The sequence below is a fragment of the Marvinbryantia sp. genome (assembly GCF_047017445.1).
In the GTDB taxonomy this organism is placed as follows: domain Bacteria; phylum Bacillota; class Clostridia; order Lachnospirales; family Lachnospiraceae; genus Marvinbryantia.
Map to the genome: position 1 here is coordinate 232,111 of NZ_JBKXTT010000001.1, position 23,360 is coordinate 255,470.

At 53.7% G+C, this 23,360-nt stretch carries 21 protein-coding genes; all 21 read right to left on the reverse strand.

Translation table 11 applies throughout. From position 1 onward, the window contains the following. Window positions 1–103: 103 nt before the first annotated feature. Window positions 104–1,024 (reverse strand): nucleotidyltransferase family protein, encoded by a 921-nt coding sequence (locus tag ACLU9Q_RS01075; RefSeq protein WP_296838456.1) that lies wholly within the window; start codon window positions 1,022–1,024, stop codon window positions 104–106. A gap of 12 nt (window positions 1,025–1,036) precedes the next feature. Further along, on the reverse strand, window positions 1,037–2,374 hold the full coding sequence (locus ACLU9Q_RS01080) for an N-acetylmuramoyl-L-alanine amidase (RefSeq protein ID WP_296838460.1): 1,338 nt from the start codon (window positions 2,372–2,374) through the stop codon (window positions 1,037–1,039). A 106-nt stretch (window positions 2,375–2,480) separates the two neighbouring features. Beyond that, on the reverse strand, window positions 2,481–3,650 hold the full coding sequence (gene ftsZ / locus ACLU9Q_RS01085) for a cell division protein FtsZ (protein WP_296838469.1): 1,170 nt from the start codon (window positions 3,648–3,650) through the stop codon (window positions 2,481–2,483). A 117-nt stretch (window positions 3,651–3,767) separates the two neighbouring features. Further along, window positions 3,768–4,844 carry a cell division protein FtsQ/DivIB gene (locus ACLU9Q_RS01090; RefSeq protein ID WP_296838463.1) on the reverse strand — a complete coding sequence of 359 codons (1,077 nt, stop codon included), beginning with the start codon at window positions 4,842–4,844 and terminating at the stop codon, window positions 3,768–3,770. A gap of 13 nt (window positions 4,845–4,857) precedes the next feature. Next, entirely contained in the window at window positions 4,858–6,135 is a 1,278-nt protein-coding gene (gene murA, locus ACLU9Q_RS01095) for a UDP-N-acetylglucosamine 1-carboxyvinyltransferase (RefSeq protein WP_302225308.1), read from the reverse strand. Window positions 6,136–6,164: 29 nt separating this feature from the next. Further along, window positions 6,165–7,262: an FtsW/RodA/SpoVE family cell cycle protein gene (locus ACLU9Q_RS01100; RefSeq protein ID WP_296833765.1), complete on the reverse strand. Its 1,098-nt coding sequence runs from the start codon at window positions 7,260–7,262 to the stop codon at window positions 6,165–6,167. A 24-nt stretch (window positions 7,263–7,286) separates the two neighbouring features. Further along, the gene (gene murD, locus ACLU9Q_RS01105) at window positions 7,287–8,648 is read right to left on the reverse strand and encodes a UDP-N-acetylmuramoyl-L-alanine--D-glutamate ligase (protein ID WP_296833762.1); all 1,362 of its coding nucleotides are present in this window, start codon (window positions 8,646–8,648) and stop codon (window positions 7,287–7,289) included. Between the two features lie 39 nt (window positions 8,649–8,687). Continuing rightward, window positions 8,688–9,644 carry a phospho-N-acetylmuramoyl-pentapeptide-transferase gene (gene mraY / locus ACLU9Q_RS01110; RefSeq protein WP_296833774.1) on the reverse strand — a complete coding sequence of 319 codons (957 nt, stop codon included), beginning with the start codon at window positions 9,642–9,644 and terminating at the stop codon, window positions 8,688–8,690. Between the two features lie 72 nt (window positions 9,645–9,716). Then, on the reverse strand, window positions 9,717–11,489 hold the full coding sequence (locus ACLU9Q_RS01115) for a peptidoglycan D,D-transpeptidase FtsI family protein (RefSeq protein WP_412624592.1): 1,773 nt from the start codon (window positions 11,487–11,489) through the stop codon (window positions 9,717–9,719). 113 nt (window positions 11,490–11,602) lie between these two features. Beyond that, window positions 11,603–13,747 carry a peptidoglycan D,D-transpeptidase FtsI family protein gene (locus ACLU9Q_RS01120; protein WP_298512108.1) on the reverse strand — a complete coding sequence of 715 codons (2,145 nt, stop codon included), beginning with the start codon at window positions 13,745–13,747 and terminating at the stop codon, window positions 11,603–11,605. 29 nt (window positions 13,748–13,776) lie between these two features. Beyond that, window positions 13,777–14,286 carry a hypothetical protein gene (locus ACLU9Q_RS01125; RefSeq protein ID WP_296833753.1) on the reverse strand — a complete coding sequence of 170 codons (510 nt, stop codon included), beginning with the start codon at window positions 14,284–14,286 and terminating at the stop codon, window positions 13,777–13,779. An 11-nt stretch (window positions 14,287–14,297) separates the two neighbouring features. Beyond that, window positions 14,298–15,236, reverse strand: a complete 939-nt coding sequence (rsmH, locus tag ACLU9Q_RS01130) for a 16S rRNA (cytosine(1402)-N(4))-methyltransferase RsmH (RefSeq protein WP_296833750.1) — start codon at window positions 15,234–15,236, stop codon at window positions 14,298–14,300. A gap of 15 nt (window positions 15,237–15,251) precedes the next feature. Further along, window positions 15,252–15,683 (reverse strand): division/cell wall cluster transcriptional repressor MraZ, encoded by a 432-nt coding sequence (gene mraZ / locus ACLU9Q_RS01135; RefSeq protein ID WP_296833771.1) that lies wholly within the window; start codon window positions 15,681–15,683, stop codon window positions 15,252–15,254. A gap of 307 nt (window positions 15,684–15,990) precedes the next feature. After that, the gene (locus ACLU9Q_RS01140) at window positions 15,991–16,146 is read right to left on the reverse strand and encodes a Spo0E family sporulation regulatory protein-aspartic acid phosphatase (protein ID WP_296833747.1); all 156 of its coding nucleotides are present in this window, start codon (window positions 16,144–16,146) and stop codon (window positions 15,991–15,993) included. Next, the gene (lgt, locus tag ACLU9Q_RS01145) at window positions 16,143–17,012 is read right to left on the reverse strand and encodes a prolipoprotein diacylglyceryl transferase (protein WP_296833744.1); all 870 of its coding nucleotides are present in this window, start codon (window positions 17,010–17,012) and stop codon (window positions 16,143–16,145) included. Before lgt ends, ACLU9Q_RS01140 begins: the two co-directional genes overlap by 4 nt. Before the next feature lie 33 nt (window positions 17,013–17,045). Then, window positions 17,046–18,143, reverse strand: a complete 1,098-nt coding sequence (ychF, locus tag ACLU9Q_RS01150) for a redox-regulated ATPase YchF (RefSeq protein ID WP_412624561.1) — start codon at window positions 18,141–18,143, stop codon at window positions 17,046–17,048. Window positions 18,144–18,343: 200 nt separating this feature from the next. Continuing rightward, the gene (locus ACLU9Q_RS01155) at window positions 18,344–18,988 is read right to left on the reverse strand and encodes a thiamine diphosphokinase (protein ID WP_412624562.1); all 645 of its coding nucleotides are present in this window, start codon (window positions 18,986–18,988) and stop codon (window positions 18,344–18,346) included. After that, window positions 18,985–19,638 (reverse strand): ribulose-phosphate 3-epimerase, encoded by a 654-nt coding sequence (gene rpe, locus ACLU9Q_RS01160; protein ID WP_302225296.1) that lies wholly within the window; start codon window positions 19,636–19,638, stop codon window positions 18,985–18,987. The genes ACLU9Q_RS01155 and rpe overlap by 4 nt, the downstream gene beginning before the upstream one ends. 70 nt (window positions 19,639–19,708) lie before the next feature. Then, window positions 19,709–20,584, reverse strand: coding sequence for a ribosome small subunit-dependent GTPase A (gene rsgA, locus ACLU9Q_RS01165; RefSeq protein ID WP_296833704.1), 876 nt, complete (start codon window positions 20,582–20,584; stop codon window positions 19,709–19,711). 3 nt (window positions 20,585–20,587) lie between these two features. Beyond that, the gene (locus tag ACLU9Q_RS01170) at window positions 20,588–22,621 is read right to left on the reverse strand and encodes a protein kinase domain-containing protein (RefSeq protein ID WP_296833701.1); all 2,034 of its coding nucleotides are present in this window, start codon (window positions 22,619–22,621) and stop codon (window positions 20,588–20,590) included. Further along, window positions 22,615–23,358: a Stp1/IreP family PP2C-type Ser/Thr phosphatase gene (locus ACLU9Q_RS01175; protein WP_296833698.1), complete on the reverse strand. Its 744-nt coding sequence runs from the start codon at window positions 23,356–23,358 to the stop codon at window positions 22,615–22,617. The genes ACLU9Q_RS01170 and ACLU9Q_RS01175 overlap by 7 nt, the downstream gene beginning before the upstream one ends. Between the last annotated feature and the right edge of the window lie 2 nt (window positions 23,359–23,360).

Sequence of the window (23,360 nt, forward strand, 5' to 3'; positions counted from 1 at the left end):
CGAATCTTCCTCCCTGTTTATCTTTTTGCAGTTTTCTCTGATTCTTCTCCTGCAAAAATAAGTATATACCATTTTACATGAAAATGGTATATACTTTCTTCATTTATCCCCACAAATTTTCCGGATACACGCCCGCCGCCTTCAGATCGCGCATCGCCTGCACGACCACCGGCTTATCCTGCTTGTAGGTGACGCCGTACCAGCGGTCCCCGGTTTTGAGCACCTGCACGGACGCCTTTCCCTCTTTGATCAGGTCGTTTACCGCAAACGGCAGGAAATATTCACACTTTAAGGGGTTGACCGGCAGATTCTCTTTGAGGAAACGCGGAAATCCATCCTTCAGCTCCTTCAGCATACTGCGGCTGAAGCCCCACATATTCATGGAAACAATGCTGCCCGCCGGGATGACGTTCCAGGTCTTTCCGTCGTCCTCCGTGTATGCCGTCTCGTCGCCGCGGCGCTCAATGCGCGTGCGCTCGTGGATGTCAGTCAGAAAGCCTTTTTCGTCTGTCACGCAGATACCGCGCGCAACATGACCGTTTTCCGTCAGCGTGTTCTCCAGAATGTAGCCGACCATCGCATAGCGGTACTTGTCGTCGTCCTCATGCGTCGTCAGATAATCGTACATCTGACGGTAAGCGGAAACACCGTAATAATCGTCCGCATTAATAACAGCAAACGGTCCGTCGATGCAGTCGATCGCGGAGAGCACCGCCTGTCCGGTTCCGAACGGCTTCACTCGTCCCTCCGGCACGGAAAAGCCCTCCGGCAGATCTGTCAGACGCTGATAGGCGTATGCCACCTCGATCTGCTTCTCCATGCGGTCGCCAATGGACGCCCGGAAATCCGCCTCATTTTCCTCTTTGATGATAAACACTACCTTCTCAAATCCGGCGCGCACCGCATCATAAATAGAAAAATCCATAATGATATGTCCCTGATCGTCTACCGGATCGATCTGCTTGAGTCCGCCGTAGCGGCTGCCCATTCCTGCTGCCATAATTACCAGTGTCGGCTTGTTCATGATATCCTCCTTTTATTTACGGTTTGTGCATACGCCCTTCGCATTAAACTTGTACTTCTTTCCGCTTATGGTTTTTGTCGTGCTGACGTAAGCATAACCGTCTTTTCCGATATAATAATATTTTCCGCTCAGATGCAGCCATTTTCCCTTTACCTGCTCGCCGCTCTCACGCCGGAAGTACATCAGCTTTCCATTGGAGAGCTTCACCCATTTTTTCTGTTGAACGCCAGTGGTCGGATGAAAATAATATGTTTTCTTTCCGATCGTTTTCAGTCCCTTATACGCTCTGGCGGTCGTCGGGCTGAAATAATACGTCTTTCCGCCGATTGTCTGCCAGCCCATCTGCAGGATGCCCTTGCTGTTGGCATAGTAGTGCCTGCCCTTGTATTCTACCAGTCCACTCTGGCGCACGCCGCTCTCATTGGTAATATACGCTGTCTTGCCAATCTTAAACGGACCAGTCTTCATATATCCGCTCGCGTCAAAATAATAATATTTTCCGCCGATATTTTTCCACTTAGCCTTCAGCTTTACGCCGTTTACATAGTAGCACTTTTTTCCATTCTCCGTCTTCCAGCCGTTTTTCACAGTCGGAGCAGCAGAGCCTTTCTTTTTCAGTCCAAAATACTTTGCAATTCCCTGCGCATCCGCAACGCCGAGCTTTTTCAGCTTTGCTTCGCTGCTCAGATACTTCTGGCAGTCGCTCTTGTTATCCAGGAAGCAATGCTCAATGATCATACTCGGAAGACGATACGTACCGACGCCCTTCTTTTTTCCCTCACTTGTTTTTACGGTTTCGTTCTTCTTTTTCATACCATACAGAAGGATGCCCAGCTCGTCGTCATACTGAAAACCGCCGCCATAGATCTTCAGCCCCGCCGTACTTTGAAGCTGTGTGAGGATCGTTCTTGCGAGCGTCCGGGATTCTGCCGCTTCCGCATAGGGATAGCCTGAGGGCGACGGCACCATTGCAAGCGCGCCGCTTGCCTTTCCGCCTCCGCCGCTGTTTAAGTGAATGCTCACCAGTGCGGAAGCCTTTTTGTTTTTTGCAAATTCCACACGCGCCTGCCGGTCCATATAGGCAATCGTATTAGTCGTCCGCGTCATATATACCGTGACGCCGCTGTATGTCTCCAGCTCCGCCTTTGCGTATTTTGCAATCTTCAGGTTCAGGATCTCCTCATAGTAATTCCTGCCATTCCAGGTACGGCGTGCGCCGATCTCCGTGCCGCCATGTCCCGGGTCAAGCACGACCACGATATTGGCCGCCTTCGCCGCTCCCGATGGGAACAGCAGCAGCGCAAACAAAAGAAGCAGTCCGCCAAGACTCTTTTTCGTCCATGTTTTCATTATGTATCCCTCATACTCTTTCCTGCTTTGCAGCATTTTTCCCTTCGTGACAACTATAAAAAGGCAAGGCCATCGCCTGTAATGCGCAGCCCTGCCTGTAATGCTTTTATCTTCTCTTTAAGAAATCCGGAATCTGGATGTCTCTTTCCTGTACTTTTCCTTCCGGTGCACGCAGCTTACCTGCGGAAGATCCGCTGTTATTCAGCCCCGCAAGCGGCGTTGGCGTACGCAGGCCAGACGGCATTTCCGTCCTGCCGGTATTCGGCTGATAGTTGAACTCCGGAACGATCCTTCTGCCCGTGCCGGTCTTTTTCGGAGCTGTCTCCTGTTCCTTATTCTCATCGTGCAGGCCTGTAGCAATAACGGTGATACTTGCCTCGTCGGCATATGTATCGTCGTACATAGCGCCAAAAATGATGTTTGCGTTCTCGCCTGCCATCTCCTGCACATAGCTTGCCGCGTCGTTTGCATCCATAAGGGAGATGTCTCCGGAAATATTGATGATGACGTGGGAAGCGCCGCTGATGGTCGTCTCAAGCAGCGGGCTGGATACCGCCTGCTTTACTGCTTCGAGCGCCTTGTCGTCGCCCTTGGCCTGTCCGATACCGATGTGTGCGATGCCCTTGTCGGTCATAACGGTCTGTACATCCGCGAAGTCCAGGTTGATCAGCGCCGGAAGATTGATAAGGTCTGTGATGCCCTGTACCGCCTGCTGCAGTACCTCATCCGCTTTTTTGAGCGCCTCCGGCATGGTGGTGCGTCTGTCCACGATCTCCAGAAGCTTGTCGTTCGGGATAACGATCAGTGTGTCTACATTGTCTTTTAATTTTTCGATGCCGGCAAGTGCATTGTTCATACGCGTCTTTGCCTCAAAGCGAAACGGCTTTGTGACAACGCCGACGGTAAGGATGCCCATCTCTTTTGCAAGACCTGCAACGACCGGAGCCGCACCTGTTCCGGTGCCGCCGCCCATGCCGCAGGTAACAAATACCATGTCCGCGCCGGTGATCGCCTGCTTGATCTCCTCGGAGCTTTCCTCCGCCGCCTGCTGTCCAACCTGCGGCTTTGCTCCTGCGCCAAGTCCCTTTGTCACTTTCTCACCGATCTGGATCGTATGCGGTGCACGGCAAAGATCCAGCGCCTGTTTATCTGTGTTCACAGCGATAAAATCCACACCGGCAATCGCCTCATCTACCATTCTATTTACTGCATTTCCGCCCGCACCGCCGACACCAATGACGATAATCTTCGCTGCAGACTCTGCTTCATTTGACATAATCTCTAACAAGGTATTTCCTCCTTCTCGTCCTCTGTCCTACGACAGTATTTTCCCACTATTATCTCTATAATATAAGTTTTCATGGGATTTAGCAAGTATTTTTTCTATTAAATATCAATTATTTAAAATATACGCACCCGTATACGGATCAATATAGCCATAGCCGTCGGTGATGATCTGACCGTCGTCGCCGAGATAAGGCTGATCGAGGTTGGTGGTGACGTTGCCCGCTGCATCGGTGTAGATCTCGTTGCCGTTTGCGTCGGTTGAGAATCTGCTGGAGTCCTCGACATAGCCGCTGCCGCCGCTTTCCGCATCGGTTTCCCCACTGGTTTCCGCTGTTCCTTCCTCGGAGGACGGGACAATTTCGCCATTCTCATCGGTTTCTGTCTGCTCCTCCTCAGAGGATGATACTCTGTTCTGATTGATGAGCAGCTCCTGTTCCTCCTCGCCGCGCTCACCCGGAACGAAACGGACGGACACGGCATCGGGCGTATAGGTCTCCATGTGGAGTGTCCCGGACATTCCCTCCATCTGCGGATAGATCGCGGCAAGCTCCTCCAGCTTTTCCTCCATGTAGGAGGTGTCTCCCAGCATCACCCGGCTTTCTCCAAAATAGAGAATCATATTCTGCTGATCATCATAATGAATTTCATCGGGCGTCAGACCGCTCTGATGCAGCGCGCGCGCGTTCGCTACGATATCAGCGAGAAAGGCGTCATCCGTTACCGGCAGCGGCTCGCCGAGCGCCGGCTGCCCGATAGAAACCCCGGATACCGGCGGAACGCCGTCCCGCTCCTCCCCGGAAATTTCCACAACGTTCCCGTCGGTATCGAAATATACCCGCGAACCGGAAAACATCAGATATCCGGCAATTGTTTTTTCATACACCCGGATCTGCACATGCCACGGCTGCAGCATCGTTACCTCCACCGCGCTCAGAAACGGAAGCTCCCCCGCCGCCTCCGGGTCGCTGTATTTCCAGGTAAGATAAATTGTATTTTCCGCCAGAGAATCCGACATTACCATTTTCTGGATTTCTGCCGCAGAATAAAATTCATTTCCAATGACGTCCACCTGCCGGATGTGAAACAGCCCGAAAATCACCGCAAAGCCAATGACGACCACCACCAGAAAAACCAGCAGCGGCAGCTTCAGCAGATTTCGTTTTTTTCTCCTCTGCAGTTCCATGCACAAACACCTCTCAAAGTTCTTTTATATCCGCCCCCAGACCGGAAAGGTCGCGGCAGATATCTTCATAGCCTCTCTTTATAAAATGACTGCCCAAAATAATAGTTTCTCCCTCGGCCATCAGACCTGCCGCCACAAGCGCCGCTCCCCCGCGCAGTTCCTGCGCCTGCACCGTGCATCCCTGCAGTCTTTTTTTCCCTTTTATCACAGCGCATTGCCCGTCTGTGACGATCTCCGCGCCCATCCTGCGCAGCTCCTCCGCGATCAGAAACCGCGATTCGAAAAGCCGCTCCTCGATTCTGCTCATCCCGTCCGCCCCGGTCAGAAACACCATAAGCTGCGACTGCAGATCTGTCGGGAATCCCGGATACGGCTCCGTCCGGATGGCAGGAACCGAACGGTGTGCCCCTTGCGCATCCATACGGACTGTATCGCGAAAAGTCTCTATCCGTGCGCCGGTTTTTTGCAAAATTTGAGTGAGCGTGCCCAGATGCTCCGGGCAGACGCCGCGCACGGAAATGCTTCCTCCGGTTCCCGCCGCCGCAAGCAGATATGTACCGGCGACGATCCGATCCGGCATCAGTGTATACTGTGAATCCTGCAGATCGGTCACGCCGGTGATCGTAAGCTTTCTTCTGCCGATCCCCTCGATCCTGGCTCCTTTCGCATTTAAAAAGCGGCACAGCTCTGCGATCTCCGGTTCCAGGGCGCAGCCGTCGAGCACCGTCGTGCCATCCGCAAGCACAGCCCCAAGGATCGCGTTCTCCGTCGCACCCACACTCGGAAACGCAAGGCGGATGCAGCAGCCATGCAGACGAGCGCCTTCTGCAGATTTACAGCATGATCCGGCGTACACGCCGATTTCTTCCTCCTCCGGCAGGATCTGCGCGCCCATACGTTCAAACACCTGCAGGTGCAGGTCGATCGGGCGCTGTCCGATCGTGCAGCCACCCGGATAGGGCAGGCGCGCACAGCCGCATCTTCCGAGCAGGCTTCCCATCAGAAGCACAGAAGCGCGCAGCCGCGTGGCAAGCTGCGGCAGGACGCGGCAGCCTGCTATTTCCCGCGCATCTATGATCAGTGTCTGGCCTTCGCGCGTCACGGTACATCCAAGCCCGCGCAGGATCCCGCTCATATATTCCACATCCAGGATCTGCGGACAGCGGTGGAGTACCGTCGTTCCTCTGTGAAGAACCGCTGCCGCCATCAGCGGCAGGGCAGCATTCTTCGATCCCTGTATTGTCACTTCTCCGCACAGCGGAATGTTGCCCCTGGTCTGTATCCGATCCACACCCTTACCTCCGCACATACACACATACGTTAGTATATGCCGGAGTTTCCTTTTTGCCACCTGCTGACGGAGAGCGCCAGCCCCATTTCAGAGAGCAGAAAAAGCACGGAGGTGCCGCCGTAGCTGATAAATGGCAGCGTGATTCCGGTGTTCGGGATCGTGTTTGTGACCACCGCAACGTTTAAAATAACCTGAATAGCAATATGCCCCATGATTCCGGCACAGATCAGCGCGCCGAACAGATCGGGCGCGTGCGTGGCGATCACCATGAACCGCCAGAGCATCAAAAGAAAAATAAACAGCAGAAGCAGCGCGCCCATCAGACCAAGCTCCTCGCAGATGATGGAAAAGATCATGTCGTTCTGCGCCTCGGGCACAAACCCGAGCTTCTGCAGGCTCTCGCCAAGCCCTCTGCCAAAGAGCCCGCCGGAGCCGATCGCATAAAGCCCCTGGATGGTCTGAAAGCCCTTCTCGTAGGCTTCCGGATTGCGCCAGATGGCGAGACGCTCCATCCGATACTGCTCCATGCTCAGAAAAACGGCAATAAATCCGACGCCCGTCGCTCCGATCCACACAAACTGCAGATATTTCGGGTTGGAGACAAACGCCAGAATGACGGCGATTCCCAAAATGATGATCGCCGTGCTTAAGTTATTCGTGCCGACCAGACCAACGATCGGCAGCACCAGCGCCACAACGCCGACCAGCAGCTTTAAGCTTCCCTGATTTTTTCTGCGCGTGCTGATAAACCAGGCGAGAAACAGAATGACCGCCGGTTTTGCAAACTCCGAGGGCTGAAACGAAAGCGGTCCCAGGGACAGCCAGCGCTTTGAGCCGTTGTAGGAATCGCCCACCAGCAGAACCGCGCCCGACAGCGCCAGGGACATAAGATAGCCCCAGACGGCAAACCGGGAAAAGATGTGGTAGTCCATGCGGGAGATGATCCCCATAGCGGCCAGCCCGAGCGCTGTGGCAAATAATTGTTTTTTGAAATAGTAGCCGGCATCCAGAAAGCGGACGCTGCCGTTGTATGCGCTTGTACTTTGCAGTGTAACCAGCCCGAAAATGACTAGGGCAAGCACAATTATCAGCAGTGTGAAATCCAGATTCTTCTTTTCCGGATGCACGAAACCACTCCTGTCAATTCTATTTTATCTCTTCTCCAGCCGATGCACCATCTCTTTAAATACCCTGCCGCGCACCTCGTAATTCTGGAACATTCCCCAGCTTGCGCAGGCGGGCGAGAGAAGCACAGCGTCGCCCTTCTGTGCGTGCTCCGCGCAGAAGCGGAAGGCTTCCTCAAAGGAGTCGCAGAGCACGGTGTCTGTGAAGCCGCAGCGCTCCGCCGCCGCCCTGATCTTCTCACGCGTCTGACCGATGAGCACAAGGCAGCGCACCTTGCCGTCAAACGCCCGGATCCACTCCTCATAGTCGGAATTTTTGTCGTAACCGCCGCCGATGAGCAGCGTCGGACGATCCATCGCCTGAATGCCCTTGATGGCAGCGTCCGGATTTGTTCCCTTGGAATCATTGTAGTAGACGACACCGTCCACCTCAGCCACAAATTCGATACGGTGTTCTACCGCCGTGAAGCGCTTCAGCACATAGCAGATGTCCTCCACGGAAACGCCGTATGCCAGCGCCATCGCCGCAGCCGCCATTACATTCTCGTAATTGTGTCTTCCCGGAAGCTTCAGCTCCTTCGTGCTGCAGAAGGAGATGACCGAATTTCCGTCACGGTATTCGATCATATCGCCGTTCAAAGAAATTCCTTTTTCTAATGTACGCAGGCTGCTGAAAAATATGACGCGGCAGGAAAGCGTTTGGCCAAATTTCCGCAGGACCTCATCCTCATAATTCAAAACGCAGGTATCCTCCGGCGTCTGGTTTGCGGTGATCAGCTCCTTTACCCGTATGTATTCTTCCATGGTATGATGCCGGTTCAGATGATCCGGCGTGATATTTAAGATCGCGCTGACCTTCGGGCGGAACGCCTCAATGGTCTCCAGCTGGAAGCTGCTGATCTCCGCGACTGTCACGGAATTATCTGCGGTCTGCGTAACCATCTGTGTGTAGGGCGTGCCGATATTTCCGACAATAAACACCGAATCCCGCACGTGCTCCATGATCGCGCCAAGCAGGCTGGTGGTGGTCGTCTTTCCGTTTGTACCGGTAATCGCAAGCACGTCGCCGCGGCTGTTTTCATAGGCAAGCTCAATCTCACCCCATATGCGAAGACCGCGCTCGCGCAGAGTATTCACCAGCGGAAGGTCCGTGGGCACGCCGGGACTTAACACCACCAGAGAAAGCTGCTCTATCACTTCCCCCGGCAGCTCACCGAGATAAAGCTCCGTCTCAGACTCGCCAAGCTTCTCGTAGATATCCTCTTTTTTTAAGGTCGCATTTCCGTCAAAGAGTACCGGACAGGCGCCCATTCTTTTTAAGAGCTGCGCCGCGGCGATGCCGCTGATGCCTGTCCCGAAAACCAGTACCTTTTTATTTTGTAAATCCATGTCGTTCTCCTCCGTTTTTTGCAAAACCTATTTAAATCCCTACAGTCCGCACAGGCAGATCAGGCACAGCAGCGCTGTGACTATCGTGAAAGCCGCCACGATCTGCGTCTCCGACCAGCCGCAGAGCTCGAAGTGGTGATGGATCGGAGCCATCTTAAAAAATCTTTTACCGCCTGTCTTTTTAAAGTAAGTGACCTGGATGATCACCGAGATCACCTCGATCATATAGATGAAGCCAAACACCGGGATCAGGATGGGGATCTGCAGCACATAGGCGCAGCCCGCCACAAAGCCGCCGAGCGCAAGGGAACCGGTATCGCCCATAAATACCTGCGCCGGATGCGAGTTAAACAAAAGGAACCCTAAGAGCGCTCCGGTGACTGCCGCCGTGATCGGCTCGATGCCCGCCTGCGTTCCCATGGAAACGATCGTAAAGAACACCGCCACCATCGTTGTGACACCCGTGGCAAGCCCATCCAGTCCGTCGGTGAAATTCACGCCGTTGACCGTGCCGAGCACCACCAGATAGACAAGCGGCACCGTCACCCACACACAGTCAAAATACATTCCTCCGGTAAACGGCAGCATGATCAGCAAACAGTCGGGATCGACCACCAGTATGTAGATCACAAAGATCGTCGTAATAACAATCTGCAGGATGAATTTCTGCTTTGGCAGCAGTCCATCCGAGCGGCGCAGCACGACCTTCAGATAGTCATCCAGAAAACCGATGATCCCGAAGCCGAGCGTGAGGAACAGGATCGGAATGATGCGCGGATAGCGCCCGATAAATAAAAGCGAGGTGATCAGCACGCTGATCAGAATGATCAGACCGCCCATCGTCGGCGTACCGTTTTTTTTCAGATGCGACTCCACCCCGTCCGTGCGCTCAGTATTTCCCACCTTCAGTTTGCGAAGGAAGGGGATCACAAAGGGGCTTAAAATCACACTGATGGCAAAGGCGATCAGCAGCGACCAGACTATTTCCAAACTTATCATTTTTTATCCTCCTGAAAAAGACTATATATCTGAATTATAAGTCTTTTTTCTCTATTAGGCAACCAAAACTTAGTGATCAGATGTCACATCCTGTATCTCCCGCATCTCATCCTTCTCAATTTCAAGATATGGCAGGATATTGGAGAAAATTTCCCGGATGACCGGCGCCGCGATCGTTCCGCCATAATAAACGCCCTGCGGATTATGGATGACGCAAAGCCCGATGACCTGCGGATCGTCCGCCGGAGCAAAACCGATGAAGGAGGATATGTATTTGTTGGCACTGCGCGGCAGCGTCTCGGAGGTAGCCGTCTTTCCGCCGACATGATACCCCTCCAGATAGGCGTTTTTGCCGGAGCCGCCGTCCACTACCTGCTCCAGCACATAGCGCAGTTTTTCGGAGGTCTCTTCTGACAAAATCTGCTCCCCTTCCGGATATTCCAGCACCTTCAAAAGCGTTCCTTCATTGTCGCGCACCTCTACGCCGAAATGCGGCGTAATGCGCCTGCCGCCGTTGATCAGCGAGCTGACGGTAGTGATAAGCTGGATCGGCGTGATCTGGAATGACTGTCCGAAGGCGACGGTGGCAAGCTCCACCTGCCCCATATTTTCCATCTTGTGCATGATGGTCGCAGCCTCGCCAGGCAGGTCGATGCCGGTTTTTGAGAGAAGCCCGAACTGTTCAAAATAATGGTAATACCGCTCCACGCCCAGCCGCAGCCCCACCTCGATAAACACCGGGTTGCAGGAATTCTGCGCGCCCTGCACGAAATTCTCACTTCCATGCCCCACCACCTTGTGGCAGCGGATTTTTCTGTCCTCCACGATCTTGTAGCCCGGGCAGGAAAACTGATCGGTGAGGGATACAACGCCCTCCTCCAGCCCGGCGGACGCCGTGATGATCTTGAAGGTGGAACCCGGCTCGTAGGTGTCGTTGATGCAGCCGTTGCGCCACATCCGGTTCCAGGCGTCCTGCCGCTCGGCATCCGTCATGGCTTCTGCAGCATCCGTGCCGGCGCTTTCCTCCTGCCCGGCGTCACTCTCTGCCTGTGTGGCCGTATCCGCCGCCGCATCCACCGAATTTAGCTCGAAGGGATTATTAAGGTCAAATTCCGGCACATCGACCATCGCCAGGATCTCCCCGTTTGACGGCCGCATAATAATAATGGAAACGCGGTCGGCGCTCTTCTTCTCCATTACCTTTTCAGCCGCCTGCTCTGCAAATTTCTGGATATTGGCGTCAAGACTGATGCATAGATCATTCCCTGCGATCGGCTCCAGGCGGCTCTCGCCCGCCTCCGGCAGCTCCACGCCGCGCGCGTCCGTGAGTGTGAGAATCTTGCCGTCGCTCCCCTTTAAAATATCCTCATATTTTACCTCCAGCCCGACGATACCCTGGTTGTCGCCGCCGGTAAAGCCGAGCACCTTGGAGGCGAGCGTGCCGTAGGGATACCAGCGCTTAAAATCCTCGTCCACTTTCACGCCCGCCAGATTCATTTCACGGATCCTGTCGCCGATCTCCTTGTCAACGTTTGTCTCAATACGCTCGATAGAGCTGCGCTTCTCCACGCGCTTTCGCACCGTCTCCTCGGAAAGACCGAGCTCCTCTGTCAGCGCACGGATAACCGCCTCCGGGTCCTCAATCTGGCTGTGAATGACGGAGATCGTGCAGACTGTCTGGTTCGTGGCAAGCACATTTCCGCAGGCGTCAAGGATCCGGCCGCGGGCCGCCTTAATGTCGCGTTCGCGCTCATGCAGATCCTGCGCCTTCTTCGCGTAGTACTCTGATTCGAACAGCATCAGCTTCATCAGACGCCCCGCGAGAAACACGAGTGCAAGCATGCAGACAAGAAATACAGTGACCACTTTTTTCCGGTGAAATGTTTTCAGTCTCAAAACAAAAACTCCGCAGAAGGTATTCACTGTAGTTTATGAATCCTTCTGCAGAGTTATGTTTACTCGTAGATATATTCCTCCGGATTTGCGGCGTCCGCCTGGTTTTCGTCCACGGTGCCGTCGTCTGACTGCGTGGGCGGCGCTACGTTTCCGTATACGTTGTCCGCCTCGTACTCGCTTTCTGTCACTTCCACAGGAACCAGCTCGGTGAGCGGCTCCCAGGTCGTCTCATCATACATTATATTGCCCCACTCGTCATACACGTACTGCGCCACCATCTCGGTCTCCGGCTCTCTGTCGACCTGCATACCGAGGTTCTGCTGTTCCTCCTCCGTAAGCTCCCCGGTGGGATAGATGCCCATGTACGGCAGAATTTCCTGCATGATACTTTTCACAAGATTCTTCGTGTAGGACCCGTCCTCCTGGTTCTCGATGTTCGGTTCGTCGATCACCGCGTAGACAACCACCTGCGGATCGTCGATCGGCGCCGCCGCGATATAGGAAATAATGTATTTTCCGTTTCCACGCGGAATTTTTTCCGCCGTTCCGGTTTTTCCGCCGATATCATAGCCTGCGATCTGTGCGTCCGTCGCGGTGCCCTCTGTGACTACCATCTCCAGGTAATCCCGCAGCTGATAGGAAGTTTTCGTGGATACCGGCTGTGAGATCAGCAGCGGCTCAATATTGGAAACTACGCTGTTGTTCTCATCAAGAATCTGCTTCGCCACATGCGGCTTATAATAGTAGCCGCCGTTCACTACTGCGCAGAACGCTGCCAGTTCCTGGATCATCGTCGCCGTAAAGCCCTGTCCAAAGGAACAGGTACACAGCTCCATGATCCCCATTTTGTTGACCCCGTGCAGCGCGCCGGAGTTTTCATTCGGCAGGTCGATGCCGGTACGTTTTCCAAAACCAAAGATATCCTGGTATTTACAGAAGATATCCACGCCCATGTCCATACCGATCGTCATCATACCGGGGTTGCAGGAGTTTTTCAGCACATCCCCCAGCGTCTCCTCCCCGTGAATGCCGGTACAGTTGATCGGATCCTCCTCCGTCACCGGCTGCAGATAGCCGTTGCAGGTAACGCCGAAGTTCGTTGTGATACTGCCGCTGTCGAGCGCCGACGCCACCACGATCGGCTTGTAGGTGGAGCCAAGCTCGAACGCCTCGGAAACACAGAAGTTGTACCACATCTCGTTCAGCGCCTCGGACTTCTCCTCGTCCGTCATCGCCTCCAGATCCTTTTCCGAGTACCAGCCCGACAGATTCTGTGGGTCATTTAAATCGAACGTTTTATCTGTCGCCATCGCAAGGATCTCCCCGGTCTTCGGATCCGCCACGATCACGCCGGTGTGCTTGCTGGCATGTCCCTGCGTCTCCTCCCAGGGTCCGTTTTTATTTTCCTCCTCAAACTGCGCGATATATTTTTCCACAACCTGCTGGATGTTGACGTCGATCGTCGATACGACATTGTGTCCGTTTTCCGGCTCAATAATGTTTTCCTGCAGCTCCCGATCGGAATTCAGATAGCCGTATTCCCTGCCGTCCACGCCGTTTAAAATCTCGTCATAGTACGCCTCCAGGCCGAAAATACCGTCGTTTAAGGAGTTTGCAAAGCCCAGCACCGTGCAGGCGACGTTGTTCATCGGATAGGACCGCACATAATCCTCCTCAAACCAGATGCCCTGCACGTTTTCAAGCTCCGTCCGCTGCGCCTGTGTGAGGCTGCGCTCCTCGGAAAGATCGGTGTAATCGTCATACGCCTGCTTTTCCTCCAGCGAAATGCCGTATTTTACGATCTGATACTGACTGTTTTTCGTCTCCTCGCTCGAAATGCGGTTCCGCACCTCCGCCTCATCCAGCCCGAACACACTCGTGATCGCCCGGATGGTCGGCTCGATGTAGTCGTCCGAGCTGTTGATCACCTTGCAGTCCAGCACTACATTATATACCTTATCGCTCTTTGCCAGAATATTTCCATTGCGGTCGAGGATCTCTCCCCTGCGGTATGGGATGGTCTTACTGTCGTACGTCTGCTGCGACAGTACAACCTTTGCGTACTGCTCTCCGCTCTTTGCATTGATATAAGCGATAAGTAAATTTAAAATAACAAGCAATAATAAAACGAATGCAAATATCGCCAAAAGCTTTATTTGCATTTCTTTCGTAAACCTTTGTTCTCTTTTTTTTCTTGCTGCCATCTGCTCACCCTTTACTGTATATGCAGCATCTATTCCTGCGGAATCTCTTCATACTGCCGGATATAATCTTCCTTCTGGCTGCTGTAGACGATTACCTGCCCCTCGTCCGCATAAACCATGCCAAGCTCATTTACGGCAACTTCCTTGATCTGCTCCATACTTACGGACGAGATCGCCTCTTCGTATGCGCTGTCGTTCGCAAGCTTTGCCTCGCTGAGGGTACTCTCCAGCGCCGCGATATCACCGCGGTAGCTGGTGCCGAGCGCCTGCAGCTGCAGATACTGCACGCAAAGAAATACGGTCGCGATCGCCGCCGCAGTAAGGAACATCACATACGGCATCGTCATATTCAGAGCCTTTTGCCTGTTTCTGCGGGTATTTACCGCCTGCGATCTGCGCGCGCGCTGCTGACGCTCACGCTGCGGATCCGTCTGGATGTGGCGCACCACGTTGCCGTCAATATATGTAGTTGTGTAGCGGCGGCCGGTGCTCTGGCGCGATGCCTGTGTCCGGTCTGCCGTTCTGCGCGGTGCAGCCATAAGATCTCCTCCTACTTTTTCCGTTCAAAGACGCGCAGCTTTGCGCTCTTCGCCCGGCTGTTTACTTTTATTTCCTCCTCACCCGGAAGAATCGGTTTTCTGGTGATCACGCTCCCCTTCGGCTCTCTGCCGCATACGCACACCGGAAATTCTTTCGGACAAATGCAGGGATTTTCATTCCTTCGGAAGCCGTTCTTTACAATACGATCCTCCAGCGAATGAAAGGTAATGATGCAAATGCGTCCCTTATCGTTTAAAAGCTCTATCATATCATCCAGTGAATCTGACAGAACTCCCAGTTCATTATTCAACTCGATCCTGATTGCCTGGAATGTCTTTTTAGCCGGGTGTCCTCCAACCGCTCGGACTTTCATCGGTATCGCCGCTTTTATCACATGAATTAACTCCCCAGTTGTTTCCAGTGGTTTCTCCTGCCGTGCCAGCACGATATGCTTCGCGATATTCTTTGCGAACCTGTCCTCCCCGTAATCACGGATGATGCGGTAAAGCTCCATCTCGCTGTACTCATTCACAATATCCCTCGCCGTGCGCGTCTGACGCTGATCCATCCTCATATCGAGCGGAGCGTCCTCCCGGTAGGTAAAGCCGCGGTCTGCCGTGTCCAGTTGGTAGGAGGAAACACCAAGGTCCAAAATAATTCCATCTGTGCCTGTCACTCCTATGCCAGCCAGTTTTTCCTTCATCTCACAGTAATTGCTGCGGATGATCGTTACTTTATCTTTAAACTCCCCTAAGCGCTCCGATGCCGCCGCGATCGCCGCCGCATCCTGATCGATGCCGATCAGCCGTCCTTTGCCGGACAATCTTTTGCAGATTTCATAAGAATGTCCGCCGCCGCCCAAAGTACCGTCCACATAGATCCCATCCGGGTTGATATTCAGAGCATCTATGGTCTCTTCCAGAAGTACAGAAGTATGCTTAAATTCCATACAGTCCTCCCCAGGCTATATGACAAGCCCAATATCTGACATCTGTTCCGCGATCTCATCCATATCGTCGTATGAATTGTTCTCGCTCCATTTTTCCTTGCTCCAGATTTCAATCCGGTTGAGCATCCCGGTCAGTACCACGTCTTTCTCCAGACCAGCAAATTCCCTAAGCGTTCCCGGTAGAAGAATTCTCCCCTGCTTGTCCAGCTCGCACGGCGTGGCGCCCGCCACAAAGAAACGTGAAAATTGTCTTGCGCTCTTATTCGTAAGCGGAAGCGCACGAAGCTTTTCCTCAAATTCGTGCCATGCATCGTTGGGAAATACAAACAGACAGCCATCCAATCCCTTTGTAACCACAAATTCTTCTCCAAGCTCTTCTCTGAATTTGGAGGGGATGATCAGCCTGCCTTTGGTGTCTATCGCATGATTGTATTCTCCCATGAACATATGACACACCTGCTTTCGTACCGCATCCCTCTGATGCGGATGGGGATTGCTGGGATTTTCCTCCCATTTTGTACCACAATCCACCACTTCTCTCCACTTACACATTAATAATAGACCAGTTTCAGGGAAATGACAAGTGTTTTTTTCGTTTTTTTATTTTTAGTCACATAACAGAACACGCTTTGTGCACCTGCAGGACCTGCCGCCGGCAGCTTCCTGTGGATGCATGGCAACAAAAAAAAGTACCCTCTTTCGGGTACTTTTCCATATGTTGCGTTTGGTGCAAACTCGCGCACATTATCTTGTGTTAGTTGGTAAGACTGATATATTCCTCCATCAGTCCGTCCAGTTTTCTGCTCTGCATCAGCACATCCTCCATGGTCAATGTCATGGTACTGAGCATTTCCTCCAGTTTCCGGCGTTCCTTTTCGATCTGTACTTTCAGATTTTCGATTTGATTCATCTTGCTTTCTGGTTCCTTTCTCTTCTTCTCCGAACGGCAATGATGAGCACCGAGACAATTACAAGCAGGATAGATAATGCCTGTGAAACCGGGATATTGATTCCCGGCAGCAGAAGCTGATCCGTCCGCAGTCCCTCGATCCACGCCCGTCCAATGCCGTAGCCTGTGAGGTAAAGCAAAAACACTTCACCGTGAAAATGTTTCCGGCTGGTAAACCACAGCAGAAAAATGAGCAGAGCCAGATTCCAGAGAGATTCATACAAAAAGGTAGGATGAACCTGTATAAATTCCACTCCGTCAATGACCTGTATATGCTCCAGCATTTCCTGCGTGATCTCGCCTGCGCGCACCGCTTCCTTCGGGAGTGCCATCGCCAGCAGGTTGTCCGTATAGCCTCCGAATGCCTCGCGGTTGAAAAAATTGCCCCATCTGCCGATAAGCTGCCCTAAGACAAGTCCGACACAGATGGTATCGGCAAACTGACCGAAGTTTTTCTTCTTTACCCGTGTGTAAACCCACACGGTGAGCGCTCCTGCAATCACGCCCCCGTAAATCGCCAGTCCGCCTCCCCGGAAATTTAAAATCTCCCGGAGATTGTCTTTATAGTATTCCCAGGAAAATACTACATAGTAAATCCTTGCGCCAAGAAGCGCAATGACGATCGCGATCAGACTGACGTCAAAATACTGATCGTCGTCCTGCCCCGTCTTTTTTGCCACATGCAGCAGCAGTGCGATACCGCACGCCATCGCAAGGGCAATGATGATTCCATAGTACGCGATTTCAAATCCGAAAATATCAATCGTTTTTCCTACATTCCTGAATGTAAGTCCCAGATTCGGAAAAAGAATCGTCCGTTCACTCAAAATTCATCACTCCATTTTCCGGTGAGGGACCGCTTACACATTGAAGCGGAAGAGAATCACGTCTCCATCCTTCACCACATAATCTTTTCCTTCCAGTCCCACCAGCCCCTTTTCCTTTGCCGCCGCGATGCTGCCGCATTCAAGAAGATCCTGATAGTTTACAACTTCCGCGCGGATAAAACCGCGCTCAAAATCGGAATGTATCTTTCCGGCTGCCTGCGGCGCTTTGGTGCCGACCCTGATGGTCCACGCGCGCGTCTCCGGCTCTCCGGCAGTGAGGTAGCTGATCAGACCAAGGATACGGTAACTTGCCTGGATGAGCTTTTCAAGCCCGGACTGCTCGATCCCCAGGTCTTCGAGGAACATTTTCTTTTCGTCCTCCTCCAGCTCGGCGATCTCCTGCTCGATCTGCGCGCAGATGACAAACACCTCGCTGCCCTGCTCTTCGGCAAGTTTTCGTACAGCCTGCACATATTCGTTGGAAGCGCCGTCGTCCGCCAGATCGTCCTCCGCCACGTTTGCAGCGAAGATCACCGGTTTTCCGGTAAGCAGATTGTAGCCAAAGAGCCACTCCTGCTCGTCCTCATCATCCGTCGTAAAAGTGATGGCAAGCTTCCCTTCCTCCAGGTGCCCCTTCAGACGCTGCAGCAGCTCCAGCTCCTTCGCCTGCGCCTTATCGTTGCGGGCACCTCTGGATACCTTGGCGATCCTGCGCTCCAGGATCTCGATGTCCGAGAAGATCAGCTCCAGATTGATGGTTTCGATGTCGCGCACCGGATCCACGCTGCCGTCCACATGGATAACATTGGTATCGTCAAAGCAGCGCACCACATGAACGATAGCGTCCACCTCGCGGATATTTGCGAGAAACTGGTTGCCCAGCCCCTCTCCTTTGGAGGCGCCCTTTACCAGCCCTGCGATGTCGACAAATTCAATCACCGCCGGCGTCACCTTTACGGAATTGTACAGCGCCGCCAGCTTCTGCAGACGCTCGTCCGGCACCGGCACCACACCCACATTCGGGTCAATCGTGCAGAACGGGTAGTTCGCCGATTCCGCACCTGCTTTTGTAAGGGAATTAAACAAAGTACTTTTTCCGACATTCGGAAGCCCTACGATTCCGAGTTTCATCTATTTATCCTCCTGAAAACTTATAATCTTTTAATATGGTACAGTTTAGCACAAAATACGACAAGCTGGCAAGTATTTCCGTACGTCATATGTCGACGATGTTCGACACACGCTGATGAACGCCTGCCGCCTGTATCCGCCTATCGTCTGCCCTCGGAAGCACGACACTGTTTCCTGATGCCGACGGATTGCCTGCTCCTTTAATCGCGCGACTCGATAACAAGCAGCCGCCCGCTGTCGAACGTGATGCGCGCCTCGTTCTCCGTGATCTGGTTGCTGACGCCGATGGCATCGTCACACGTCATAGTATACCCGTCGAGCGGATAGAAAAAACCGCGCAGCGTAAGATTTGTCACCGGCTCCCCGAAGGCAAGGAGCGATACATACTTTCCGTATTGCTCCTCTTTTTTTATCGTCAGCGGTCCGCCGAACAGCCGGATGCGGTTGTGCGCGTCCACGATACTGCACGGCACTCCGGCGCACAGCGCCAGCGACAGATTTCTGATACTGCCAAGCATGTGATCCATCCGGCTGCCGGTCGCTCCAAGAACAGTGATCTGTGTGCTGCCGTTCTCCAGCGCCATCAGCACGGCGATCTCCATATCCGTCGAATCCTTCTGCGGCTGGAATTTGCGGATCTCCACCTTCTTTTCCGCAAACCAGGCAAGGGTTTCCGGGGAAACCGAATCAAAATCCCCCACGATCACATCCGGCAGGCGCTCCGCACGCCGCAGAAACTCCATGCCCTTATCCGCGGCAATGACAAAATCATGTGGATTCTCTCTCATAAAAGCAAGGGCAAAATCATAATCGATATTGCCCCCGCCGATAATCAATGTCTTCATTTCATCATTTCCTTTAATTCCTCTACATTTTTGCGGATATCGCCGCCGAAGACCGCCGAGCCTGCTACGATCACATTCGCGCCCGCCTCCAGCACCTGCGGAAGCGTTTTCCGGTTGATGCCGCCATCCACCTCAATGTCGATCCGGCGTCCCTCCGCCTCCAGGCGGCTGCGCAGCGCCCTTATCTTTCCCAGGCTGCTCCCGATAAACGCCTGTCCGCCAAAACCCGGATTAACCGTCATCAGCAGCACCATATCCGCCTTGTCCAGCACATAATCCAGCTGCTGCAGAGGCGTCGCCGGATTGAGCGCAACGCCCGCGCGCAGCCCAAGCTCCCTGATCTCCTGCAGTGTGCGATCCAGATGACGGCAGCACTCGGCATGTACCGTAATGGAATCCGCCCCGCAGTCGGCAAAGTCCTTCAGATAGCGCTCCGGTTCCTGGACCATCATGTGGACGTCAAACACCTTTTTCGTCGCCCTGCGGAGCGAAGCGACAACCGGCATTCCAAAAGAAATACTCGGCACAAACATCCCGTCCATCACATCAATATGGATATAGTCCGCTCCCGCCTCATCAGCCGCCCGTACCTGTTCTCCGAGCGCGCAGAAATCCGCCGCAAGTATGGATGGTGCAAGTAAATTTTTCATATTCGTTCCCCTTTTTATATGATCCCCTCGGATTTTTCCGCGCTTTGCGCCTCCAAAATCCCGGACATCATTAATATCTTCTCTTATTTTTTAACTCATCATACATTTCCAGATAATTTTCGTAGCGCTGGCGGCTGATCCTGCCTTCCGCAAGCGCTGCCTTCACCGCGCACCCCGGCTCGTGCGTATGCGTGCAGCCAAGAAAACGGCAGTCCCCCCGGTAGGGCGCAAACTCCGGAAAATACTCCTTCAGCTCCTCCTTTTCCATATCCCACACAGAGAGAGAGCTGAAGCCGGGCGTATCGCACAGAAACGTGTCTCTGTCTATCGCAAGGATCTCACTATGGCGGGTGGTATGCTTTCCGCGATCGATCTTCTCGCTGATCGCTCCGGTTTCCATCTGCGCATGCGGCACAAGCAGATTGACAAGCGACGACTTCCCGACGCCGGAGGGACCGGCCACCGCGGTCGTTTTCCCTTTCAGGATCTCACGCACGCCTGATAAGCCCTCCTGCGTGAGCGCGCTTGCAAACAGCACCCGACAGCCACAGTTTTCATACACAGACCGCAGCCGCTCGCACTCCTCTTTCTCCACGATATCCTGCTTGTTGAAACAGATTACCGATTTCACCGACTGCTTTTCCATTGCCACCAGAAAGCGGTCGAGCAGATTGAGGTTCGGCTTTGGCTTTGCCGCCGCAAAAATAACCAGCGCCTGGTCAATGTTGGCGACCGCCGGGCGGATGAGGGTATTTTTCCGCGGCAGGATCTTTTCAATGCTGCCCGTGCGCTCCGCTTCTTCAAGAACGTTAAGCTCCACATTGTCGCCGACCAGCGGCTTCGTGCCGTCTTTGCGGAAAATTCCCTTCGCCTTGCATTCATAAACGCCGGACGCTGTCTGCACATAATAAAATCCGGCAATTCCCTTAATGATTTTTCCCTGCATAAATTAATTTACCTGTGAAAACGGAACCACATAGGAGGCCAGGAAATCATATTCTCCCGTCTCGCTGTTCAGCACATACATATAAACCGTTCCTATGTCTTCCCCGGCCTTGCCTGTAACAGCAAGATCATAAGGGAAGGTGATGGAGCCCTGTGCGATTACCGTCGTATCTTCTCCCTGCATCAGGTCCAGTCTCGCCTCTTCGCCATTATAACCCGCGGGCGCCTCCAGCTGCGCGTTGCACGCCCATGTGCCCGACGCCGTATTATCACCGGAGCCGCTTCCGCTGCTCACGATCAGGATCACCGTCGTGCCCGGCACTGCCGTTCCCGTGACACTCTGCTCAAGTACCGTGCCCGCTGCGGCGCCGTCCTCGTTATCCTGCCGCTGTACATAAAAGCCTGCGGACATCATCATATCATATGCCGTATCGTAATCGAGCCCGGTAACATCCGGCACGCTCACAGGATTGCCCCGCTGCGGCATCTGTTCTGTCTCACTCTCCGTCTCAGCCGGCGCTTCTGTCTGCGTCTCTGTTTCCGGATCCGTCTCCTCCGGCATCTGGACCGGAGCCTGCGTCTCCTGTGCCTGTTCCTGACCGGTAATCTGATTCTGCGTCTGCTGTGAGCCGGCATCCTGCTGCGTTTCCTGCCCGGAATTCACCGTGCTCTCCGTCACCTTTTCCGTCTGGCTGCTTCGCCCGAAAAGCGACGGAAGGCTGAATTTAATGATCCCGAGCGCATTCGCCACCAGTCCAAGGAAGATACAGGCGATCAGAATAGCAACGATAATGCCGCCCACCGTCACGATCTTCTCCAACCGCGAATTCAGGATGCCGTCGTCGTCATCGTCCTCCTGATAACGGTTATCATTGTCGTACTCCTCCTGATAATCGTAGCCGCGCTTTCCGTAAGCGCGTCCGTATGGATCATACGGCTGTTTTCCATAGTTCTGCTGACTGCCCGGTTGCTGTCCATAGCCCGGCACTCCTCCCGGCTGGCGATATCCCGGCTGACCGTATCCCGGCGCATTTCCCGGCTGTCCATAGCCCGGCGCATTTCCCGTCTTTTGCCCTGCATAGCCGCCGGTCTGCTCGCCCGGATTTTCCGAAGCGCCCGCACTGTGCGCGCCCTCTTTGATCGCGCCAAGCTCATCCTTTGAGATGACCACGGTGCGCCCGGTATTATTCGGATTTACGATATGAACAAAGTCCCCGTCCGGGTTGATCAGCGATTCCTTTAAATCGTAGATCAGCTCCGCCATGTTCGCGTAGCGTCTGTCCGGGCTTTTCTGTGTACACTTGTAGATAATCTGCACCGTACTCTTCGGCAGATTCGGCACGTAAATTTCCGGGGATTTTATCTCCTCCTGCAGATGCTTGATCGCGATCGCCACCGTCGTGTCGCCGTCAAACGGTACGCGCCCTGTAAGCATCTCATACATCGTAATGCCGAGCGAATAAATGTCGCTCTTGGCGTCGCTGTAGCCGCCGCGCGCCTGCTCCGGAGAGCTGTAGTGCACAGACCCCATCACCGTCGTGTTGATAGTGTTGCTTGTGGTCGCGCGCGCAATACCGAAGTCCGTCACCTTCACCTTTCCGTCCGTGGAAATGATGACGTTCTGCGGTTTGACGTCGCGGTGGATGATCCCGCTGTTGTGCGCGGCCTCCAGTCCCTGCGCGACCTGGATCGCGATGCTGGTCGCCTCGCGCACGGCAAGCTTGCCTTTTTTCGCGATATATTCCTTGAGGGTGATCCCTTCCACCAGCTCCATAACAATAAAATTGACATCGTGATCCTCCCCGACGTCGTAGATATTTACGATGTTCGGATGGGCAAGCCCGGCAGCCGCCTGCGCCTCTGCCCGGAATTTCGTGATAAATGCTTTGTCCGAACGGAATTCCTTCTTTAAGACCTTGACCGCGACAAAACGGTTCAGCTTGTGGTCCCGCGCCTTGTACACATCCGCCATACCGCCGGCGCCGATCTTGCCGACGATCTCATAGCGTCCCTGTATAAACATTCCTTCCTTTAACATTTTTTCACCTCATTTCTGCGCAGTCTCACCAGAAGCGCCGTAATGTTATCGGAGCCGCCGTTTCTGTTGGCCGCTTCCACCAGACGCTTCCCCGCCATGCGCAGACTGCTCTCTTCTTTGATGATGCGCTCTATCTCCTTATCTGTCAGCATATTACTGAGCCCGTCCGTGCAGAGCAGCAGCGTGTCATCCTTTTTCATCTGCACGTCAAAAAAGTCGATCGCCACGCGCTCCTCCACGCCGATTGCCCTTGTGATCACGTTTTTATCCGGGTGATAGCGTCCCTCCTCGCGGGTGATCCCGCCCGCCCGGATCATTTCCTCTACCAGCGAATGATCCCTGGTGATCTGACGGATGGTGTCTCCGATCAGATACAGACGGCTGTCGCCGACATTCGCCACATACAGGGTGTCCTTCACGATCGTCGCAACGACCATCGTGGTGCCCATGCCCTGATACTTTTCTTTGGATTTTGCCTCCTCCAGCACCTTCGTATTTGCCTTTTCGATGGATCTGCGGATGATCCGGATCGGATTTTTGTCCCGCTCCCACCTTACGCTTCTCAGGAAAACCTCCACCGCATAGCTGGACGCGCGGTCCCCTGCGTTGTGCCCGCCCATGCCGTCTGCGACGACAAAAAGGTTCGGCAGCTTTCCAACCGGTGTATCGGACGCAAACACATAGTCCTGGTTTATGCTGCGGATGCGGCCAACATCCGTAATACAATATGATTCCATGT

Excerpts from the sequence above, each read along its gene's own strand:
- ACLU9Q_RS01125 (WP_296833753.1), bottom strand. The coding sequence starts at position 14,286 with ATGGCTGCACCGCGCAGAACGGCAGACCGGACACAGGCATCGCGCCAG.
- murD (WP_296833762.1), bottom strand. The coding sequence starts at position 8,648 with ATGGATTTACAAAATAAAAAGGTACTGGTTTTCGGGACAGGCATCAGC.
- ACLU9Q_RS01075 (WP_296838456.1), bottom strand. The coding sequence starts at position 1,024 with ATGAACAAGCCGACACTGGTAATTATGGCAGCAGGAATGGGCAGCCGC.
- ACLU9Q_RS01080 (WP_296838460.1), bottom strand. The coding sequence starts at position 2,374 with ATGAAAACATGGACGAAAAAGAGTCTTGGCGGACTGCTTCTTTTGTTT.
- ychF (WP_412624561.1), bottom strand. The coding sequence starts at position 18,143 with ATGAAACTCGGAATCGTAGGGCTTCCGAATGTCGGAAAAAGTACTTTG.
- ACLU9Q_RS01120 (WP_298512108.1), bottom strand. The coding sequence starts at position 13,747 with ATGGCAGCAAGAAAAAAAAGAGAACAAAGGTTTACGAAAGAAATGCAA.
- rpe (WP_302225296.1), bottom strand. The coding sequence starts at position 19,638 with ATGAAAAATTTACTTGCACCATCCATACTTGCGGCGGATTTCTGCGCG.
- ACLU9Q_RS01140 (WP_296833747.1), bottom strand. The coding sequence starts at position 16,146 with ATGAATCAAATCGAAAATCTGAAAGTACAGATCGAAAAGGAACGCCGG.
- ftsZ (WP_296838469.1), bottom strand. The coding sequence starts at position 3,650 with ATGTCAAATGAAGCAGAGTCTGCAGCGAAGATTATCGTCATTGGTGTC.
- rsgA (WP_296833704.1), bottom strand. The coding sequence starts at position 20,584 with ATGCAGGGAAAAATCATTAAGGGAATTGCCGGATTTTATTATGTGCAG.
- ACLU9Q_RS01170 (WP_296833701.1), bottom strand. The coding sequence starts at position 22,621 with ATGTTAAAGGAAGGAATGTTTATACAGGGACGCTATGAGATCGTCGGC.
- ACLU9Q_RS01090 (WP_296838463.1), bottom strand. The coding sequence starts at position 4,844 with ATGGAACTGCAGAGGAGAAAAAAACGAAATCTGCTGAAGCTGCCGCTG.
- ACLU9Q_RS01115 (WP_412624592.1), bottom strand. The coding sequence starts at position 11,489 with ATGCTTGCACTCGTGTTTCTCGCGGGGCGTCTGATGAAGCTGATGCTG.
- mraZ (WP_296833771.1), bottom strand. The coding sequence starts at position 15,683 with ATGTTCATGGGAGAATACAATCATGCGATAGACACCAAAGGCAGGCTG.
- ACLU9Q_RS01175 (WP_296833698.1), bottom strand. The coding sequence starts at position 23,358 with ATGGAATCATATTGTATTACGGATGTTGGCCGCATCCGCAGCATAAAC.
- ACLU9Q_RS01155 (WP_412624562.1), bottom strand. The coding sequence starts at position 18,988 with ATGAAGACATTGATTATCGGCGGGGGCAATATCGATTATGATTTTGCC.
- rsmH (WP_296833750.1), bottom strand. The coding sequence starts at position 15,236 with ATGGAATTTAAGCATACTTCTGTACTTCTGGAAGAGACCATAGATGCT.